General features: G+C 68.0%; 17 protein-coding genes. 10 read left to right on the top strand and 7 right to left on the bottom strand.

Features of this window, described 5'->3' with window-relative positions:
• From LQV16_RS07040 to LQV16_RS07015, 6 genes are all read left to right on the top strand, one after another.
• Nucleotides 1-1395 (top strand): trypsin-like peptidase domain-containing protein (locus LQV16_RS07040; protein WP_229993193.1); only part of this gene is annotated, 1395 nt, incomplete at its 5' end.
• 300 nt (nucleotides 1396-1695) lie between these two features.
• On the top strand, nucleotides 1696-2496 hold the full coding sequence (locus tag LQV16_RS07035) for an electron transfer flavoprotein subunit beta/FixA family protein (RefSeq protein ID WP_229993195.1): 801 nt from the start codon (nucleotides 1696-1698) through the stop codon (nucleotides 2494-2496).
• Between the two features lie 16 nt (nucleotides 2497-2512).
• A complete protein-coding gene (locus tag LQV16_RS07030) occupies nucleotides 2513-3466 on the top strand; it encodes an electron transfer flavoprotein subunit alpha/FixB family protein (protein ID WP_229993192.1) in 954 nt (317 codons plus the stop codon).
• 4 nt (nucleotides 3467-3470) lie between these two features.
• Nucleotides 3471-4250 (top strand): PIG-L deacetylase family protein, encoded by a 780-nt coding sequence (locus LQV16_RS07025; RefSeq protein WP_229993191.1) that lies wholly within the window; start codon nucleotides 3471-3473, stop codon nucleotides 4248-4250.
• Nucleotides 4251-4325: 75 nt separating this feature from the next.
• The gene (locus tag LQV16_RS07020; protein WP_229993190.1) at nucleotides 4326-4856 is read left to right on the top strand and encodes a gluconokinase; all 531 of its coding nucleotides are present in this window, start codon (nucleotides 4326-4328) and stop codon (nucleotides 4854-4856) included.
• Between the two features lie 45 nt (nucleotides 4857-4901).
• Entirely contained in the window at nucleotides 4902-6305 is a 1404-nt protein-coding gene (locus tag LQV16_RS07015; RefSeq protein WP_229993194.1) for a gluconate:H+ symporter, read from the top strand.
• Between the two features lie 151 nt (nucleotides 6306-6456).
• On the opposite strand, the gene LQV16_RS07010 is transcribed toward LQV16_RS07015, so the two are convergent.
• The 4 genes from LQV16_RS07010 to LQV16_RS06995 all read right to left on the bottom strand — a co-directional run bounded on the left by LQV16_RS07010 (nucleotide 6457) and on the right by LQV16_RS06995 (nucleotide 9781).
• Nucleotides 6457-7344 carry an anti-sigma factor gene (locus LQV16_RS07010; RefSeq protein ID WP_229993189.1) on the bottom strand — a complete coding sequence of 296 codons (888 nt, stop codon included), beginning with the start codon at nucleotides 7342-7344 and terminating at the stop codon, nucleotides 6457-6459.
• 10 nt (nucleotides 7345-7354) lie between these two features.
• Nucleotides 7355-7960 carry an ECF RNA polymerase sigma factor SigK gene (gene sigK / locus LQV16_RS07005; protein WP_229993188.1) on the bottom strand — a complete coding sequence of 202 codons (606 nt, stop codon included), beginning with the start codon at nucleotides 7958-7960 and terminating at the stop codon, nucleotides 7355-7357.
• 293 nt (nucleotides 7961-8253) lie between these two features.
• Nucleotides 8254-8721, bottom strand: coding sequence for a tRNA (cytidine(34)-2'-O)-methyltransferase (locus LQV16_RS07000; protein WP_229993187.1), 468 nt, complete (start codon nucleotides 8719-8721; stop codon nucleotides 8254-8256).
• Nucleotides 8722-8806: 85 nt separating this feature from the next.
• The gene (locus LQV16_RS06995; protein WP_229993186.1) at nucleotides 8807-9781 is read right to left on the bottom strand and encodes a DnaJ domain-containing protein; all 975 of its coding nucleotides are present in this window, start codon (nucleotides 9779-9781) and stop codon (nucleotides 8807-8809) included.
• Between the two features lie 141 nt (nucleotides 9782-9922).
• Here LQV16_RS06995 and LQV16_RS06990 point away from each other — a divergent pair, with 141 nt between their 5' ends.
• Nucleotides 9923-10852, top strand: a complete 930-nt coding sequence (locus tag LQV16_RS06990; protein ID WP_229993185.1) for a YegS/Rv2252/BmrU family lipid kinase — start codon at nucleotides 9923-9925, stop codon at nucleotides 10850-10852.
• 36 nt (nucleotides 10853-10888) lie between these two features.
• Here LQV16_RS06990 and LQV16_RS06985 read toward each other — a convergent pair whose 3' ends face one another.
• Nucleotides 10889-11326 carry a hypothetical protein gene (locus tag LQV16_RS06985; RefSeq protein ID WP_229993184.1) on the bottom strand — a complete coding sequence of 146 codons (438 nt, stop codon included), beginning with the start codon at nucleotides 11324-11326 and terminating at the stop codon, nucleotides 10889-10891.
• Nucleotides 11327-11417: 91 nt separating this feature from the next.
• Between LQV16_RS06985 and LQV16_RS06980 the strand changes: the two genes are divergently transcribed.
• Nucleotides 11418-12188: a transcriptional regulator gene (locus LQV16_RS06980; protein WP_229993183.1), complete on the top strand. Its 771-nt coding sequence runs from the start codon at nucleotides 11418-11420 to the stop codon at nucleotides 12186-12188.
• Between the two features lie 74 nt (nucleotides 12189-12262).
• Here LQV16_RS06980 and LQV16_RS06975 read toward each other — a convergent pair whose 3' ends face one another.
• On the bottom strand, nucleotides 12263-13168 hold the full coding sequence (locus LQV16_RS06975) for a DMT family transporter (RefSeq protein ID WP_229993182.1): 906 nt from the start codon (nucleotides 13166-13168) through the stop codon (nucleotides 12263-12265).
• Nucleotides 13169-13262: 94 nt separating this feature from the next.
• Between LQV16_RS06975 and LQV16_RS06970 the strand changes: the two genes are divergently transcribed.
• Nucleotides 13263-14504: a cysteine desulfurase family protein gene (locus tag LQV16_RS06970; protein ID WP_229993181.1), complete on the top strand. Its 1242-nt coding sequence runs from the start codon at nucleotides 13263-13265 to the stop codon at nucleotides 14502-14504.
• Here the strand turns inward: LQV16_RS06970 and LQV16_RS06965 are convergent.
• Complete coding sequence (locus LQV16_RS06965; RefSeq protein ID WP_229993180.1) at nucleotides 14501-15739, bottom strand: FAD-dependent oxidoreductase; 1239 nt, start codon at nucleotides 15737-15739, stop codon at nucleotides 14501-14503. The two genes, LQV16_RS06970 and LQV16_RS06965, sit on opposite strands and share 4 nt — an antisense overlap.
• Nucleotides 15740-15944: 205 nt before the next feature.
• Here LQV16_RS06965 and mnmA point away from each other — a divergent pair, with 205 nt between their 5' ends.
• Nucleotides 15945-17057, top strand: coding sequence for a tRNA 2-thiouridine(34) synthase MnmA (gene mnmA, locus LQV16_RS06960; protein ID WP_081801692.1), 1113 nt, complete (start codon nucleotides 15945-15947; stop codon nucleotides 17055-17057).
• The last annotated feature ends 276 nt before the right edge of the window (nucleotides 17058-17333 follow it).

Here is a 17333-nt window from a genome sequence, read left to right as displayed (position 1 = left end):
CCCTACGGCCAGTCCCAGTCAGCCCAGTCCCAGCAAGCCCAGTCCCCGTATGGCCAGGCCCCGTACGGCCAGTCCTCGTATGGCCAGTCCCAGTACGGTGCCCACTCCGGCGGCCAGCCGGCGTCGGGTCCGTCCTATGCTTCCGTCCCGGGCTTTGCGAACGACCCCGCGCACGCCCCGAAGCGCAAGGCGGCGTTCGGCGTCCCGACCCTTGTGGCCAGCATCGTGGCGGCCGGCCTGATCGGCGGCGGCGTGGTGGCCGGCAGTAACGCGCTGCTGTTGGACCGTTCCTCCACGGCGGCCTCGAGCAACACAACCCAGGCCGGTCCGGTGATCGTCAACAACAGGGAAGACGTCAACGCCATCACCGCCGCCGCACTCAAGGCGTCCCCCAGCGTGGTGACCATCAAGGCAACCAGCGGAAGTGACGGCGGTACCGGCAGCGGGATCATCCTGGACACCCAGGGCCACGTGCTGACCAACACCCACGTGGTCACCCTCGACGGCAAGGCTGCGAACGCCACGATGGAGGTCCGGACGAGCGAGGGCAAGGTCTTCTCCGCGAAGATCGTCGGTACCGACCCGCTCTCGGATCTCGCCGTGATCAAGATCGACAACCCCTCGGGGCTGGTCCCGGCAACCCTCGGTGACTCGGGCAAACTGAACGTCGGCGACACCGCCGTCGCCATCGGTTCGCCGCTGGGACTCACCGGCACAGTCACGGACGGCATCGTCTCGACCCTGAACCGGACCATCAGCGTGGCATCCTCGGCTGCGCCGAAGGACGGTGCGGATAACTCCCAGGGCGGGGACCAGGGCTTCCAGTTCGCGCCTCCGGGCGGCGGCGAGACCCCGAGCACCGCGGATCAGGGATCCATCTCGATCAACGTCATCCAGACGGACGCGGCCATCAACCCGGGCAACTCCGGCGGCGCGCTGGTGAACACCAAGGGCGAAGTCATCGGCGTGAACGTCGCGATCGCCTCCGCCGGCGGCGACTCGGCCAGCGGCAGCAGCAGCGGCAACATCGGCGTGGGCTTCAGCATCCCCATCAACCACGCCAAACGCGTGGCCCAGGAGATCATCAGCGGCGGAAAAGCCACACACGCGCAGTTCGGCGTCAGCGTGAAGCCCAAGGCCGCAGGCTCGTCCTCCTCCGGATTCTCGGTGGGCGCGGAGGTCGCGACCGTCGAGTCCGGCTCGGCCGCTGACAAGGCCGGCGTCAAGGTCGGCGACGTCGTGACGAAGTTCCAGAACCTGACCATCAGCGATCCCAACCAGCTGACCGCCGCAGTGCGGGAACAGCCCGCCGGGGCCACGGTCAAGGTGACGGTCCTGCGCGGCGGCCAGCTGAAGGACCTCGACGTGACCCTCGGGACTGCAGCCGAGCAGTAAAAGCAGAGCAGTAGAAGCAGAGCAGCAGCAGGAAGGGCTGGGCGGCACCAAACGGTGCGGCCCGGCCTTTTCCGTGCCCGGCCGCATTCGTGCCCGGCCTCCGCTCACGGGGTGGCTCCTGTTGACGAGGACCCCCGGACGCGGCGGGGCGCTGACACAGACGTTAACCGTGGCCGCGCTGCCCGGCAGCTATATGGTTAGCTAGGAACAGCCCGGCTGCCGGGCATTCCGTGGCCATGTCCCCGCAGGGGCGGCTATCCACCCGCATGGAAGGCTGCTGTAGACACAGTGGAAGAAACTCTGAAAATCATTGTGCTGGTCAAGCACGTGCCGGATGCGCAGTTCGACCGCCACCTCACCGGTGCGGCCAACACGGTGGACCGCTCCGAGAGCATCCTGTCCGAACTGGACGAATACGCCCTGGAGGCGGCGCTGCAGCTGAGCGAGGCCCGCGGCGGAGAAGCGGCCGGCAACAAGGTCATCGCCCTGAGTATGGGGCCGGCCGGGGCCGTCAACGCGGTGAAGAAATCCCTCCAGATCGGCGCCTCTGAAGGCGTGCACCTCAGCGACGAGGCCCTTGCCGGTTCCGACGCCGCGGCCACGTCGCTGGCGCTGGCCGCCGCGATCCGCCACCTGGGCGCGGACGCCCCCGCAGACCTCATCCTCACCGGCATGGCCTCCACGGACGGCGAGACCTCGCTGGTGCCGGCACAGCTCGCTGAGCGGCTGGGGCTCCCGCAGGTAACTTTCGCCGCGTCCCTGGAGCTCGACGCCGGCAAGCTCACCGCCCGGCGCGACGGCGACACCCACGCGGACACCATCGAGGCCGACCTGCCGGCCGTCGTTTCGGTCACCGACCAGATCAATGATCCCCGCTACCCGAACTTCAAGGGCATCATGGCGGCGAAGAAGAAAACCATCACCACGTTGAGCCTGGCCGACATCGGCGTCGACGCGGCCCAGGTGGGCAAGTCCGGTTCCTGGACCGCCGTCGAGACCGCAGAGGTCCGTCCGCCGCGCACGGCCGGCACCATCATCACCGACGAAGGCGACGCCGGCATCCAGCTGGTCGAGTTCCTGGCCGCCCAGAAGCTGCTCTAAAGGGGATTATCCGAACATGGCAAAAGTACTCGTTTTCATCGACAACCCCGGCCGGGCGCTGAAGAAGTCGAGCCTGGAACTGCTCACGATCGCCCGCTCCCTCGGCGAACCGGCCGTCGCCTTCAATGGCGAACTGCACGATGATGCCGCTGCGGCCCTTGCTGAGTACGGCGTCCAGGCACTCTACCGCCCGTCCGCGGCCGACCTCGACGACTATCTTGTGGGCCCCAAGGCCTCCTACCTCGCCGCCGCGGTCCAGGCTTCCGGTGCCACCGTGGTCCTGACCGAAAACTCGGCCGAGGGCAAAGAAATCGCCGCCCGGCTCAGCATCAAGCTCGGCGCCGGTGTCATCACCGACGTCGTGGCCGTGGACCCCGACGGAACGGCCCACAAGTCCGTGCTGGCTGGTTCGTACACCACAACGGCCAAGGCCACGACGCCCGTGGCCGTTCTCACTGTCAAAGCCAACAGCATCACTCCCGAGCCTGCCGTCTCCGGTACGGCACCGGAGACTGTCACGATTGAGGTCCCGGAGACGGCCACCGCCGCCTCCGCACGCATCACCGCACGCAACGAAAAGCCCGCCAGCGGTCGCCCCGACCTGACCGAGGCGCGGATCGTCGTGGCCGGCGGCCGTGGCGTGGACGGCAACTTTGGTCCGCTGGAAGAACTCGCCGACGCCCTGGGCGCGGCCATCGGCGCCTCGCGGGCCGCCACGGACGCGGGCTGGATCGGGCATGACGCGCAGGTCGGCCAGACCGGCAAGACCGTCTCGCCGCAGCTCTACATCTCCGCGGGCATTTCCGGAGCCATCCAGCAGAAGGCCGGCATGCAGACCGCCAAGGTGATCGTGGCCGTGAACAAGGACGCCGAATCGCCGGTTTTCGAGATCGCGGACTTCGGCGTTGTCGGCGACCTCTTCCAGGTTCTGCCGCAGGCAACCGCGGAAATCAAGAAGCGCAAAGGCTGACAGCGTGAGCACCAACGCCGTTCCGGCGCAAAGCCCGTTCGACCCGGAGACCTCCCGGATCGAGCGGGTGCTTTGTTTCACCGCCCACCCCGACGACATCGATTTCGGCGCCGCCGGCACAGTGGCCGCATGGACCGCCGCAGGAGTCCAGGTGAGCTACTGCATCATGACCGACGGCGACGCCGGCGGCTTTGATCCCGCGCAGCGCGAAGAAATCGTGCGGCTGCGCGTTGCGGAGCAGCAGCGCGCCGCCGCGCTGGTCGGCGTCACGGACATCCACTACCTGCACCAGCGTGACGGCTACCTCGAACCCTCGCATGAGGTGATGCGCGAGGTGGTGCGCCTGATCCGGCAGCTCCGGCCCGACGTCGTGGTGTCCATGCATCCGGAACGGAACTGGAACAGGATCCAGAAGAGCCACCCGGATCACCTGGCCGTGGGGGAGGCCGTGACCCGTGCCGTGTATCCCGCGCTGGAAAACCCGTTCGCGTACCCGGAACTGGCCGAGTCCGGTCTGGAGGCCTACAAATTGCCCTGGTTGTGGCTCTTCGCCGGGCCGGAAGAGCGCGAGAACCACTTCGTGGACGTCACCGGGCACGTGGACAGCAAGCTTGCCGCCATCCACATCCACGTCAGCCAGCATCCCGACGTCGACGCCATGGAGCGCACGGTCCGCGGCCTCATGCTCGGCACCGGGGCCCGCGCCGGACTTCCCGCCGGACGCAGTGCCGAGGCCTTCCATGTCGTAACAGTCAACGGCCAGGGGACCATCGCCGGCTTCTAGTGTTGCCGCAGCACAACCTCTGCCATAAGCTGGCCTCTGTTTAAATCATATTTAATTGATGGAAGGCAGACTTTGATGGCGAAGACTGCGCAACACCCCGTTCTTGTGATCATGGGCGTCTCCGGATCCGGCAAATCAACTGTCGCGGGACTCCTGGCCGGCAGGCTGGGCTGGGACCTTGCCGAGGGCGACGACCTCCACCCCGAATCAAACGTGGCAAAGATGCACGCAGGACAGCCGCTGACCGACGAGGACCGGTGGCCCTGGCTCGAAAGCATTGCCGACTGGATCCGGTCCCGCACCGAAGCCGGGAATCCCGGCGTCGTAACCTGTTCGGCGCTGAAGAAGCGCTACCGGGACATTCTGCGCGGCGAAGGGGTGGTCTTCGTGTTCCTCGAGGGATCACGGGACAAGATCTCCGACCGGCTGGCCTCCCGTCACGGGCACTTCATGCCCCCGGCCCTGCTGGAGTCCCAGTTCGACGCGCTCGAAGCGCCCACAGCGGACGAAAACTTCATTTCCCTGTCCGTCTCCGCAACGCCGGCGGAAGAAGCGCAGGAAATCATCACCCGACTTAATCTCGACGCTGCCGACGCCAGGCCCTGAGCCTTCCCGCGTTCCGCCGCCACCAAGGAATTTTTTGTGAAATCACTGATAGCAACGCAGCTTCCGGCTGCCGTTGAGGCCGGGTCCGGCATCAACACCCAATTACTCATCATCGCGGGCCTGGGCATCGCCCTGCTCGTGGTGCTGATCGCCAAATTCAAGTTCCACCCCTTCCTGGCCCTGATTCTGGGGTCCGGATTCGTCGGCCTTGCCGCAGGCGTGGAACCGGCCAAGGTGATCATCAACTTCGAAGACGGTGTGGGCGGCGTCCTGAAGGAAGTGGGCCTGCTGGTTGCGCTCGGCGCGATGCTGGGCAAGCTGCTCGCCGACTCCGGCGGCGCCAACCGGGTGGTCGACACTCTTCTGGCCAAGGCCACCGGAAACAAGCTGGTCTGGTCCATCACGCTCGTCGCCGTGATCATCGGCCTGCCGATGTTCTTCGAGATTGGGCTCGTCCTGCTGCTGCCGGTGATCGTCCTGGTCACGCAGCGCTCGAAGATGCCGCTGATGCGCATCGCGATCCCGGCGCTGGCCGGCCTGTCCGTGCTGCACGGCCTGGTGCCGCCGCACCCGGGACCGCTCATCGCGATCAGCGCCGTCAAGGCGGAACTGGGCACCACCCTGGCCCTCGGCATCCTTGTCGCCATCCCCACGGTGATCATCTGCGGCCCGCTCTTCTCCCGCCTGGCAGCCCGGTGGGTGCCCGTGGGCGCCCCCGCCGTCGCCGGCGGCGTCGACACCGTGCACGGCGCGGACACGGAGGGCGTCAAGCGCCCGCCGAGCTTTATCGTGACGCTGTCGACCATCCTCTTCCCGGTGGTGCTCATGCTGCTCAGGGCTGTCGTGGACATCATCTGGCCCGATCCCAAGACCGCCCCGGCCATCCGGATGTTCTTCGACTTCGTCGGGCAGCCGCTGGTGGCGATGACCCTGGCCGTCCTGCTGGCCATGGTGACCTTTGGCTACGCCGTGGGCCTGAACGGCGCCAAGATTACGAGCAAGATTGCTGCCAGCCTGGGCCCGATCGCGGGGATCATCCTGATCGTCGGCGCGGGCGGCGGCTTCAAGCAGACGCTGATTGGCGCTGGCGTGGGTGACTCCGTGAAGGCCTGGGCCGAGGGGACCAACATGTCCGTCCTGCTGCTCGGCTTCATCGTGGCCGTTGCCCTGCGCCTGGCGACAGGCTCCGCCACCGTCGCGACCGTGACGGCCGCCGGCATCGTGGCGCCGCTCGCCAGTTCGCTGACGCCGACGCACGCCGCCCTGCTGGCCCTCGCGATCGGCGCCGGCTCGCTGTTCTTCTCGCACGTGAACGACGCCGGGTTCTGGCTCGTCAAGGAGCTGTTCGGACTCACGGTGGGCCAGACGTTCAAGACCTGGTCGGTCATGGAAACGTTGATCTCCGTGGTGAGCTTCGGCCTGGTCATGCTGCTCTCGCTGGTCATTTAGCCGGGTCACGAAGTCAGCCGGACAAGCCGTTAGCGCGCCAACGCAGAAGCCGCCCGAGCCTTGAGTCCTTCCTCGGAAGGAGCCAAGGCCCGGGCGGCTTTCTGCGTCCGGGCGGCCTGTGTGAACCGCGCATGGCTGGGTCCTGCGGTGGCTAAGCGTTCAGCGGCGCCGCGGCGACGGTCGGCAGGGTTGGTGTCGCGGATCCGCCTTCGGGTTCCACGGTGATGCCCAGGGCGGCGGCGGAGCCGATGCCCTTGACCACCGCGGGCTTGGACAAAGCTTCAGCGTCCATGAGCCCCTGCGACACCGGGGCCGAGCCGTCCTTCGGGATCAGCCACATCTGGTACACCTTGCCCGCGGGCGGAGCCGGGACGCCGTTCATTTTGACGACGGCGGCGTCCTTGGACGGGGAAATCGACACGGTGGCCGTGCCGCCGCCGTTGACGTCGACAGTGGCCTGCCGGACGTCGCTGGCCTGCATTACCTGGTTCAGCGGATCATTCTGGTTTGCCACATACGCGCCCACGCCGACGCCGCCCAGGGCGATCACGGCTGCAGCGGCGACGCCGACAAGCCAGTTCCGCATGCCCTGCGGACGGCGGCGTTCTTCCCTGCGCTTGCGGGCCGCGCCGAGCTCGTCAGCGGCGGCTATTCCCGAGCTCTCGCGTACCGGATGTGGCATCACAGGTGTCGTTTGCGGACCCGTGCCGGGCAGGGGCGTTGCCGCGGGGGACGGCTGGGCCGCCGGCGCCGGCAGGGAGGCCATGATCCGGTCCAGCAGCCCGGGCGGAGGCTCTTCCTCGGCCGTGAAGCTGGTGGCCAGGGTCTCCCTGGCCTGCCGGACGCGGTCATTGAAGGCATCGCGGTCTGCGGCCGGTGCGGAGGCGAGGAACTGCTCGATCGCGGCGCGTTCGGCGTCGTCCACGGCGTTGAGGGCGTAGACCTCGGCAAGGTCCACGACACGGCCGGAAGCCAGGTCGGTGGCGATCTCGGCAGTGAAGCCGCCCGGGAGGCGGTTGTCGTTCTCATGTGGGTTCATGTCGGTCAATTCAGCTCACCCCCAGGCAGGTCTTCAGTCGGATCAGTCCATCGCGGATGCGGGACTTGATGGTAGGAACCGCGGCGTTCAGCCGCTCGGCCACTTCCCGGTAGGTGAGGCCGCCGTAGTATGCCAGCCGCACGGACTCCTGCTGCGTATCGGTCAGCGTCTCCAGGCACCGGACCACGGTCTCGGCCTCAAGCCGGCTGCCGACCTCGTCTGAGACGGAATCGTGGTCGATCTCCTGGCTGCTGGCCCCGTATTTGGCTTCGCGGTCCGTGGCGGACTGCGAGGACCGGACCTTGTCAACGGCACGGCGGTGCGAGATGGTCATGAGCCAGGCGAGCGGGCTGCCGGCCGCGGGATTGAACTTGGCAGCGTTCTGCCAAACCTGCAGGAAGACTTCCTGCGTGGTGTCCTCGCTGAGTTCGGTATCGATCAGGACCCGGCGTGCCATGCCGAAGACGCGCCTGGAAGTGAGGCTGTAGAACTCTGCGAACGCCGCCTGGTCGCCCTGGGCAATCAGTTCCAGCAGGCTGCCGAGCCGGCCGTTGATGTCGGCTGAGGTACCCGCAGGTGCTGCGGCCTCGGGGTTCGGGGCATTCGGAGTATCCATCACTCCCAAGCATAAGGCGCCCAGCGGCGCAAGAGGGCCAAGGCGTGCTGCATGCGGCGGGAGGCCGGCCCCTGCCTCCCGGGCGGGGTGTCTATACAGATGTACTGTTCTCACCCGCCTCTCCTCGCTCCCTTCCGCTTCTCCCAAAACGCTGAGTCGACGGTTTCGTGTGCCCGCCTTCAGAAGTGATTCGGCGCAGCCCGGAACCCGGATGGGCGCGATCTGCGGGATTCTTTCCCGCGGGCTCCCTAGGGGGCAGCCGCCGGTTCAACCGGCCGTACGCGGCGGACTCGCTACAGCTTGGCCCCAGCGAACCCGTTCTGGCGCCATGCCTCATAGACGGCGATGGACGCCGCGTTGGCCAGGTTGAGCGACCGGAGGGAGGGCAGCATCGGCAGGCGGACGCGGGACGTCACCCGGGGGCTGTGCTTGATGTCCTCGGGCAAACCCACGGATTCAGGACCAAACAGCAGGACGTCGCCGGCGCGGTATCTGATGTCTGTGTAGGTGGTCTCGCCGTCGGAGGTGAAGGCAAATACCCGTTCCGGCTCCAGCGCCGCCCAGGCTGCGTCGATGTCCGGGTGGACGGTCACGACGGCGAGGTCGTGGTAGTCCAGGCCCGCCCGCCGGAGCTTGGCGTCGGAAAAATCAAAGCCCAGGGGCTCCACCAGGTGCAGTTCGGCGCCCGTGATGGCGGCAAGCCTGATGGCGTTTCCGGTATTGCCGGGGATTTCGGGGGTGTGGAAGAGGATGCGGAACACCGTTCCATCCTAGCGAGCCGCCGGCGTCGGCCGTGCCGCGGGCCCTCCGTCCCGGAGCCCCGTGGGGGAGGGCCAGCGGCGGAACCTAGTGCATTCCGCGCAGCAGGCGGGCCAGCACGGGCACGTTGACGGTGTTGGGGGCCGGCCCCGAGCCGAGGAACTGCTTGAGGCCGCGGGCCAGGCCCGCGGCGTTGACCACCTCGACCAGCCCCGAACCTTCCCCGTACCCGCTGCCCTGGCCGCCGGGTGCGCGGCGGTGCCGGTCGATGACCGGTTGATGCAGGTTGCCGTCCGTGCTGTGGACAACAATCCAGCCCGTGACGTTGAGCTCGGGAAAAATGTCCTGCATCCGGCGCACGACATGGGCCAGTTGGGGCGGGGCGACGGAGCGTCCGCCGTGTGTCAACGTGCTGCCGTTCCACGCGTAGGCGCCAGGCGGCAGCAGCATGGACCCGATGATTGCGAGCCGGTACCCGGCAAGGACTGCGTGGTCGATATGGCTGTTGTCCGCCGGGGACTGCAGCCCGTTGACAAGGCGCGCCGACGGGATGGTGGTCAGGATCTGCCTGCTGATGAGCTGCACAGTCCGCATCTCGCGTTGGATCCGGGCCTCGGCCCCGAAGATCCCGCGCTTGCGCGGCATGCCGTGGACCTGCTGTCGGGCTACACCGGCGGGAATCAGCGGCACCGCCGTCCCGTCGCCAAACTGCTCGAACGGGGGCACATAGACGGGCGGGTCGGCAGCCGTATTCCGCGGCGTGTTCGGGCGGCGCACGTTGGCGGAGGCCCTGCTGCCTGCGGCCGGGGCGTCGAAGTGGGCGCCCTCGTCGCCGGCGGTTGAGGAATATGCGCTGCCGTAGGAGCGGTCATAGTCCGCGCGGCGCTTTGCGTCGATGAGTGTCTCGTACGCGAGGGTGACACGCCGGAACGCTGCGGGATCGCCGCCGTGATCCGGGTGCGCGAGCCGGGCGGCCTTGCGGTACGCCACTTTGATGTCCTTCTCCGTCGCCGTCACGGGGATCCCGAGGACCTGGTAATGCGAGCTGCTGCCCTGCGTCAAACAGAGATCCTTTTCATCGATGGTGCCGGCGTTGAGAATGCCGGACCGTTCGTGGGCGCCCGGCAGGCCCAGTTTAACCGGCTGGGGGAATAACGTGCGCGCGTACCGGGATGGTTCCCGGCGGCTGGCATAATTGCGCGCATGCTGATCGCCGTCGCCGTCAACCCGCGCGCATCCTTTGGCCGGGCGCGGCACGCCGGGAAGGAAGCGGCGTCGCATTTCCGCGCAGCCGGGGCGGAGGTCCTGTTGCTGTGCGCGGACAACTATGCCGGGCTCGCGCAGGCGGTTGAGGACGCACTGGAGGCGGGCGTGGACACCCTCGTGATGGTGGGCGGCGACGGCATGGTCCACCTTGGGTTCAATGCGCTTGCCGGTGCCGCTGCACGTGCCGGCGCCGGCGCCGGCGCCGGGGACGGCGGCCGGGTTCCGCTGGGCATCATTCCCACCGGGACGGGCAACGACACGGCCCGGGCGCTGGGCCTGCCGCTGCACAACCTCCCGGCGGCCTGCGAACGGGTGCTGGAGTCTTTGGCCGACGGCGGCCGGATGATCGACGCCGGCAGGATCACCGCTGGAGGAACCTCCCGCTGGTTCGCGGGCGTGGTCTCGGCCGGGTTCGATGCCGCCGTCAATGAGCGGGCCAACCACTGGCGTTGGCCGCGCGGCAAGATCCGCTACCAGCTCGCCATGCTTCGCGAACTGGCCTCGTTCCGGGCCATCAATTACACGGTGACGGCCGACGGCGTGCGGTGGCAGCAGGACGCCATGCTGATTTCCGTCGCCAACGGCCAGTCGATCGGCGGCGGGATGAGGATCGTCCCGGAGGCCGTCCTTGATGACGGCCGCCTGGACCTGTTCATTGTCAGCCGGTTGTCCCGGACCGGGTTGCTGGCCGTGTTCCCGAAAGTGTTCGCCGGCAAGCACGTGGGCCACCCCGCCGTGCAGCTTCGCCGGGTCCGCACCGTGGAACTGGCGGCCAGCAACATCGTGGCCTACGCCGACGGCGAGCGGATCGGGGCGCTCCCGATGACCATCGAGGTCGTTCCGCGGGCCGTCTGTGTTCTCGCGTAGTGGCCCGGCGTAGCGGCTTGGCCTAGGCGCTAGGCGCTAGGCGTCGTGGCCGGCGCGGCCTTGCGCGGCCTTGCGCGGGGACAGCCTGTTCAGTGCCAGGGCGCCCACGAGTAGTCCGAAATCACGCAGTGCGACGTCATAGAAGCCGCCGAGGACGATCAGGTTGATGATGATGCCCAGCAGCCAGGCGGCCACGAGTGCCGATCCGAAGCGCGGGCGCAGCGCCACCATTACGCCGGCGATGATTTCCACCACGCCAACGATGTACATGATGGTCTGGGCCGGCAGCGGGACTACCGAGGTTACCACGGGGGCCAGGTACATGGTCCAGTCGGTCAGCAGATTCGTGAACTTGTCCAGACCGAACAGGATGGGCGCAACCGTAAAGACGGTCCGCAACAAGAGAAATGCCTGGCGGTGCGGGTCCGCCGCGAGCTGCTGTGCGTCAGTGGCGAGGGCTGGGGAAACTTTCATGGCATGCTCCTTCTAAAAATGGATAATTCGATTTTAGAACGCTGCAGGAGGATTAAGCAATGATTCTTGTTTTTAGAGATATTCTTGTTCCATGACCAAACTTCCGTGGAACCGCAGGCTTGCGGCGGTCGCGTCCCTGGGCGACGAGAGCCGCAGGATGCTGTTTGACTACGTCGCCTCAGCGGCAGACGCCGTCGGCCGGGACGACGCCGCCAAGGCGGTGGGCCTGGCACGGAGCACAGCCTCGTTCCATCTGGACCGGCTGGTGAAAGACGGGCTGCTGGCCGTGGAGTTCCGCAAGCTCGGAGGGCGGGAAGGCCCCGGTTCGGGCCGGCCCGCCAAGCTGTACCGGGCCGCCGTGGATGAGGTGGAGGCCTCCGTCCCCGACCGCCACTATGATCTCGCCGGCGAGTTGCTGGTTTCCGCGATCGAAGCTGCAACCAGCGACGGCGGATCGCCGCAGGATGCCCTGCTCCGGGCCGCACGCGCTAAGGGGCAGTCAGCGGCTGAGTCGGCAGCCCGTGCACCCGGGCGCGAGCCGGCAGGGGCCATCGTGGCGGGGGATGCGGAAACCGCCGGCGGGCCCGAAGGTGCCGGCCCGTTCGCTGACTTCCTGACGGGGCAGGGCTACTGCCCGGCGGACGACGGCGGCGGGGGACTGGTGCTGATGAATTGCCCGTTCCATCGCCTCGCCGCCGGGCATGCAGATGTGGTCTGTGCCATGAACGGGGCCTACCTGGGCGGGGCATCCGCGGCCCTGGGGATCGACCCGGGGCGGATCGAGGCGCTCGCCATCGAAGATCTCAGGGAGCAGGGGAGCGCGCAGCCCGGGCAGTGCTGTGCCCGCATCCTGCCTGCATGACAGGGCTGCCTGGCGTGGCCGTACTGCCGGCATGGCCGGACCGCCTGTGGGACCCGGACCGCCCGGCATCGCGGCTACCGGCCCCGCGCCCCCGCCGTTGAGGCGGCCGGCGCTCCGAGCCTGGGCCGGCCCTTGATCCCGGTCAGCAGGACGCCTCCGATCACCGTTAGGCCGCCGACGATCTGCACAGGAGTGAGCGGCGTCCCCAGCAGCACGGTGATGATCGCCGTGAAGACAACCATCAGGTTGAGGTAGTTGCCCGCGGTCCCCGGCGGCGTGGTCCTCAGCGCCAGGTTCCAGAGGAGGTAGGAACCAAGGGAGGGGAACAGGGCGATGTACGCCAGTGACCAGCCTTCGCCCGCGGTGTCGGGGAACTGGACGTTCATGGCCAGGGCAAACGGCGCCAGCGTCACGGTCGCAATCGCCACCTGTACGGCCGTGGCGGAGATGGCCGGCACCTTCAGCCGGCGGGCAATGATTGTGTAGAAGCCCCAGACGATGATCGCACCGGTCATCAGGAGTTCGCCGGTATTGATGGAGAGGCTGAACACGCGTGCCAGCTCACCCTGGGTCAGGACGAGCAGCACACCCAGCAGGCCAAGACAGATGCCGAGCCAGCCCAATCGGGTGGTCCTCTCGCCGAGCAGGACGATCGCCATGACCACAATCAGGGCCGGGTTGGCCGCCGTAATGAGGGAGGCGTTCATCGCGGACGTGTATCCGAGCGCGCTGTAGAGCAGCAGCGTGTAGCCGCTCATGCCCAGGACGCTCAGCGCCAGGAGCACGGGCCAGCGGCGCAGCACCGCGCGCCAGTCCGGTTTCTCAACGAAGTGGGCCAGGAGCAGCAGCGGCACGGCGGCCAGGCTCCAGCGCCAGAAGGTCAGCTCCAGCGGCGTCATGGAGGCGACGGCGGCCTGTCCGACGACGTAATTGCCGGACCAGAACAAGGTGGCCAGCACAAGGTAGAGGGGCGATTTCACCGCTTGAATGTACACCAGCCCCGCGCCCTTCCCCGGCGTCTTCGCCCAGCGCCGCCGAGGGGGGCGCAGGCGCCACCGCAGGTAGAATTGGGCTGTGCCTGTATACCTCGACCACGCCGCCACCACCACCCTCGCCCCGGAGGCGCTGGCTGCACTGACGCGCGAACTGGCCCGGACCGGCAACCCTTCCTCGCTGCACGGATCGGGCCGCCGTGCCCGGCGCTCCGTAGAGGACGCGAGGGAAGTGCTGGCGGCGGCCGCCGGTGCCCATCCCTCGGAAGTCATCTTTACCTCCGGCGGGACCGAGGCGGACAACCTTGCAGTCAAGGGCCTGTACTGGGCGCGGCGCGCCGAGGACCCTGCGCGTACCCGCATCCTGTGTTCCGCCGTCGAACATCACGCGGTGCTGGACACCGTCGAATGGCTCGAACGGCATGAAGGTGCCGAGGTCTGTTGGCTCCCGGTGGACGCCGAGGGCCTCGTGGACCTGGCGGTGCTCGAGGCCGAGCTGTCCCGGGATCCGGCGTCGATCGCCCTGGTGACCGTCATGTGGGCCAACAACGAGGTCGGCACCATCCAGCCCGTCGCCCGCGTTGTGGAACTGGCCCACGCTGCCGGCGTGCCCGTCCACTCCGACGCTGTCCAGGCTTTCGGCTCCATACCCGTTGACTTCCGCGGGACGGGCCTGGACGCGATGTCCGTCTCCGGGCACAAGATCGGGGGACCGGTTGGCGTCGGCGCACTCATCCTGGGCCGGGCGGTGAAGCTGACACCGGTCCAGCATGGCGGCGGCCAGGAACGCGACGTCCGCTCAGGGACCCTGGACACTGCGTCGATCGCCGCCTTTGCCGCGGCCGCCGAGGCAGCCGCCGCGAAACTCCCCGAGGAGGCCGCCAGGATCGCGGCCCTTCGGGACCGGCTGATCGACGGCGTCCATGAGGCCGTCCCCGAAGCCGTGCTCCGGGGCGCCCCGGGCCCCGGGAGGTTGCCAGGCAACGCGCATTTCACGTTCCCCGGCTGCGAGGGAGACTCGCTGCTGTTCCTGCTGGACCTCGCCGGCGTCGAATCCTCCACGGGCTCCGCCTGCACTGCAGGTGTTCCGAGGCCCTCACATGTGCTGCTGGCCATGGGCCTGGATGAGGACACGGCGAGGGGTGCGCAGCGTTTCACGCTGGGGCATTCCTCGACCGACGCCGACGTCGATGCCCTGCTCGCCGCACTGCCGGGCGCCTACGCGCGGGCCCGCCAGGCCGGCATGGCCGGGCATGAGTCCAGCATCCAGACCGCGGGAACGGTGGCCCGTGAATCTGCCCGTCAGGCTTCCGCGGGGAGCTAATTCAGGAGTTGATCCAGCGGTGCCGAGGAATCGGCTAGCAGGTCCGGGCTCACGGGGGTGCGTGCGCTGATCAGCGCCTTGATCGCTTTCTGCGGCTTGGCGGAGCGGGGCCAGTTGACGTTCATTCCGGCCACCACCTCGCCGCCCCGCTGCCAGAAGGCAATGAACTCCTTGTCCGCAAGCGAGCCGCGGATGACCGGTGGCCCGCCTACCAGCGTGGGGAAGCCCGAGTACTCCATGCTGACGTCGTACTGGTCCGTGTAGAAGTACGGGATGGTGTCCAGTGCGGCGTCGAGGCCGAGCATCGCCTTGGCAGCCACCTTGCCGCCACCCAGGGCATTGGACCAGTGCTCGCTGCGGTGGTGCTCTCCGGTGAACGGGTGCAGGGCATTGGCGACGTCGCCGGCGGCGAAGATCCCGGGCATCGAGGTCCGCAGCGACGCGTCGGTGAGTATGCCGTTGCGGATCCCGATGCCGGCCGCCTCGGCCAGGCTGAGCTCCGGCACCACGCCCACGGCGATGACCACGACGTCGGCGGGCAGGACCTCGCCTGCGTCGGTGACCACCCCGGTGACCCGTCCTGACCGCCCCTGAATCTCGGCAGCGGCCGCCGGAAGTCGGAACCGCACGCCGTGGGCCTCGTGCAGCTCGCGGAAGAAGCCACCCAGGTCCGGGCCGATCGCCGCCCCGAGCGGCACCTCCTCCAGCCCCAGCAGGGTGACGGAATTTCCGTAGGTGCTGGCGGCGGCGGCCAGTTCCATCCCGATCCAGCCGGACCCGATCATGACCACGTTCAGGCCGCCGTCGGCGAGGCGGGCGTGGAGGCGCCGGCTGTCCTCCACCGTCCGGAACGTGCTGACGCCGTCGAGCCCGATGCCTTGCAGGGGGATGCTTCTGGGCCGCGCTCCCGTGGCGAGCAGCAGGGAGGCGTACTCCAGCTGCCCGCCGCCGTCCAGAACCACGGCCCGGGCAGCCGGGTCCAGAGCCGTGACCTGGACGCCGAGCCGGAGGTCGACGTCGTTCGCGTCGTACCAGTCTTCGGGCACCACCGGCAGGGCGTCGTCGCCGGCCTTGCCCAGCAGGTACTCCTTGGACAGCGGCGGGCGTAGGTACGGCTGGTGGGACTCGGCGGCCACCAGCACCACCGGGCCGCTGAATCCCTCCCCCCGCAATGTCTTGGCTGCGGTGGCACCGGCCAGTCCGCCGCCCACGATCACGATGTTTTCAACAGCCATGTCCGCTCGATTCCCGCGTCTGCGCGCTTCCGATTCTAAAACCGCTAGTCCTGACGCTAGAAGCGGGAAGCGGCCCCGTCAAGGCTTTTTGGGGAGGATTCGGCGTGGCGATAGAATGGCGTCGCAGGCATTGTGCTATTTCCCCGGACTTTCAGCGAGCCACAGCCCGGTGCCTGCGACACCCTGAACCCTATAGAAAGCCAGTATGCGAGTTCTTGCAGCAATGAGCGGCGGCGTTGATTCCGCCGTTGCCGCCGCCCGCGCCGTCGAGGCGGGGCACGACGTCGTCGGCGTCCACCTCGCGCTGTCCCGGATGCCGGGCACCCTGCGAACCGGCAGCCGCGGCTGCTGCACGATCGAGGACTCCCGTGACGCCTGGCGTGCCTGCGATATCCTCGGGATCCCCTACTACGTCTGGGACTTTTCCGAGCGGTTCAAGGAAGATGTGGTCCAGGATTTCATCGATGAATACGCCGCCGGCCGCACTCCCAATCCGTGCATGCGCTGCAACGAGCGCATCAAGTTCGCCGCCCTGCTGGAGAAGGCCATCGCCCTGGGCTTCGATGCCGTCTGCACCGGCCACTACGCCAAGGTCATCACCGACGCCGACGGCAACCCCGAGCTGCACCGTGCTGCGGACTGGGCCAAGGACCAGAGCTATGTGCTGGGCGTGCTGACCCACGAACAGCTCAAGCACTCGATGTTCCCGCTCGCGGAGACGCCGTCCAAAGCCGAGGTGCGCGCGGAGGCGGAGCGCCGCGGCCTCTCGGTGGCGAACAAGCCCGACAGCCACGACATCTGTTTCATCCCCGACGGCGACACCGCCGGCTGGCTCGCCGAGAAGATCGAAATGACCACGGGCGACATCGTGGACGAGTCCGGGGCGAAGGTCGGCGAGCACCCGGGCGCCAACGCGTTCACCGTGGGCCAGCGCCGGGGCCTGAAGCTGGGCACCCCGGCCGCGGACGGCAAGCCACGGTTCGTGCTGGAGATCCGGCCCAAGGAAAACAAGGTGGTCGTGGGCCCGGAGGCGCTGCTCGCCATCGACGAAATCCGCGGCATCAAGGTCTCCTGGGCGGGGCTGCCCATCGCCGAAGTGGCCACTGGCGAGGAGTTCGACTGCTACGCCCAGGTCCGTGCCCACGGCGACCCCGTCCCGGCCCGCGCCCACATGGCGGGGGACGAGCTTGTGGTCACCCTCACCGAGCCGCTGCGCGGCGTGGCTCCCGGCCAGACCGTGGTGCTCTACCAGGGCAGCCGCGTGCTGGGCCAGGCCACAATCGATGCCGCGCGCTCGCTGCAGCGGGCAGCGCTTTAGGCGCCCGCCACACCGAATCCAGCGAAGGGCCCCGCCACGTGGCGGGGCCCTTTGTCGTGTGGCCTCGGCCGTCCAGGCGTCCGGATGCGCAGGACCCTGCCGAAGATCCGGGCGGAATCCTGAAGAAAATGAGAGAAACCTTCGAATCGTGTAAATTTTGTGTCTCAACTCACAAAATGCAACGTTTCACCGAATGATTGTCTGGTTGAATCTAGGGATCAGCAAAGCGTGCCGCCCGACGAGTCACTCGTTTCACTTCGGGCTGCGCTAGAACGC

The sequence above is a fragment of the Arthrobacter sp. Bi26 genome, from assembly GCF_918697925.1.
Taxonomy (GTDB): domain Bacteria; phylum Actinomycetota; class Actinomycetes; order Actinomycetales; family Micrococcaceae; genus Arthrobacter.
The sequence above is the reverse complement of the archived record's forward strand: the minus strand, read 5'-3'. Positions and strand labels throughout refer to the sequence as shown.

What these genes read in the sequence shown, in the direction of transcription:
- sigK (WP_229993188.1), bottom strand. Translation starts at nt 7,960, where the DNA reads ATGGATACTCCGAATGCCCCGAACCCCGAGGCCGCAGCACCTGCGGGT.
- mnmA (WP_081801692.1), top strand. Translation starts at nt 15,945, where the DNA reads ATGCGAGTTCTTGCAGCAATGAGCGGCGGCGTTGATTCCGCCGTTGCC.
- LQV16_RS07020 (WP_229993190.1), top strand. Translation starts at nt 4,326, where the DNA reads ATGGCGAAGACTGCGCAACACCCCGTTCTTGTGATCATGGGCGTCTCC.
- LQV16_RS06990 (WP_229993185.1), top strand. Translation starts at nt 9,923, where the DNA reads ATGCTGATCGCCGTCGCCGTCAACCCGCGCGCATCCTTTGGCCGGGCG.
- LQV16_RS06965 (WP_229993180.1), bottom strand. Translation starts at nt 15,739, where the DNA reads ATGGCTGTTGAAAACATCGTGATCGTGGGCGGCGGACTGGCCGGTGCC.
- LQV16_RS06980 (WP_229993183.1), top strand. Translation starts at nt 11,418, where the DNA reads ATGACCAAACTTCCGTGGAACCGCAGGCTTGCGGCGGTCGCGTCCCTG.
- LQV16_RS07010 (WP_229993189.1), bottom strand. Translation starts at nt 7,344, where the DNA reads ATGAACCCACATGAGAACGACAACCGCCTCCCGGGCGGCTTCACTGCC.
- LQV16_RS06985 (WP_229993184.1), bottom strand. Translation starts at nt 11,326, where the DNA reads ATGAAAGTTTCCCCAGCCCTCGCCACTGACGCACAGCAGCTCGCGGCG.
- LQV16_RS07030 (WP_229993192.1), top strand. Translation starts at nt 2,513, where the DNA reads ATGGCAAAAGTACTCGTTTTCATCGACAACCCCGGCCGGGCGCTGAAG.